The organism is Streptomyces sp. UH6, assembly GCF_013421635.1.
Classification (GTDB): Bacteria; Actinomycetota; Actinomycetes; order Streptomycetales; family Streptomycetaceae; genus Streptomyces; species Streptomyces abyssomicinicus.
Genome location: NZ_JACADT010001352.1, coordinates 1 through 1,177, shown reverse-complemented (window position 1 = coordinate 1,177; position 1,177 = coordinate 1). Strand labels below are relative to the sequence as shown.

Genomic DNA, 1,177 nt, shown 5'->3' with positions numbered 1-1,177 from the left:
GCAGGCCGTCAGACGGCCGACCAGCCGCTGTCGACCGGCAGGATCGCGCCGTTGATCCCCGCGGCGGCGTCCGAGGCCAGGAAGACGATCGCCGCCGCCTGGTCCTCCGCGGTGGTCACCGCGCCGATGTTCTGGAAGTACGGGGCTATGGTGGCCGGGCCGTGGGCGCCCTGCTCCGCCTCCACCTTGATGTTGGTGGCGACGCCGCCCGGGGCGACCGCGTTGGCACGGATCCCCTTGCCGCGGTACATCACCGCCAGGTTCTTGGTCAGGCCGATCACGCCGTGCTTGGACGCCGTGTAGGCGGCGCCGGCGGCGCTGCCGCGCAGGCCCGCCTCGGAGGCGGTGTTGACGATCGCGCCCCCGCCCGCGGCCAGCATGTGCGGCAGCACGGCGCGGGTCAGCATGAACGGCGCGGTGAGGTTGACGCGGATCACGCGCTCCCACTCGGCGTCGGAGACGTCGGCTGCGGCGGACATCCGGTCCATGATGCCCGCGTTGTTGACCAGCACGTCCACGGTGCCGAACCGCTCGACCGCGGTGTCCACCACCCGGTCGACCACGGTCTGGTCGCCGAGGTCGCCGGCGACCGCCACCGCCGTGCCGCCGGCGGCCTCGACGAGCTCCACGGTCTCCCGCGCGGTCTCCGCGTTCAGATCGGCGACCAGCACCTTCGCCTCCGCCGCCGCGAAGCGCAGGGCCGCCGCCCGGCCGATGCCGGAACCGGCGCCCGTGACGATCACGCTCTTGCCGGCCAGGCCGGTCACGTTGCTCATTTCCTGGTGCTCCCTCACAGCGCCGCGCCGCCCCTGCGGCGGTGGGCGCGGGTCGACCGTACAACTTTCTGTCGCGCCGTGCCATTAAGGCGTGTAGTGACAGGAAGAGGGTGACGTACAGTGACAGCCCCACGACAGACCGGCCCCCAGCCCCCTCCCGCACACCGAGGCGAGGAAGAGAGCGATGGAGTTCACCTCACCCGCCGCGCCGTCCGCACCGCGGCCCGCCGCCCGGCGCACCGGCAGACCGCCACTGACCGAGCGCCGCAAGGCCGCCACCCGGCTGGACATCTCCCGCCAGGCGGTGCGCCTGTTCGCGGCCCACGGCGTGGCCGGCACCTCCGCGGACGAGATCGCCGCCGCCGCGGGGCTGTCCACCCGGACCCTATGGCGCTACTTCC

2 protein-coding genes are annotated in these 1,177 nt (G+C 73.6%); one reads left to right on the top strand and one right to left on the bottom strand.

Features of this window, described 5'->3' with window-relative positions:
• Window positions 1-8: 8 nt before the first annotated feature.
• Window positions 9-776: an SDR family NAD(P)-dependent oxidoreductase gene (locus tag HW445_RS31820; protein ID WP_180224233.1), complete on the bottom strand. Its 768-nt coding sequence runs from the start codon at window positions 774-776 to the stop codon at window positions 9-11.
• Between the two features lie 184 nt (window positions 777-960).
• Here HW445_RS31820 and HW445_RS31815 point away from each other — a divergent pair.
• On the top strand, window positions 961-1,177 hold a 217-nt coding region (locus HW445_RS31815), incomplete at its 3' end, for a TetR/AcrR family transcriptional regulator (RefSeq protein ID WP_180224232.1).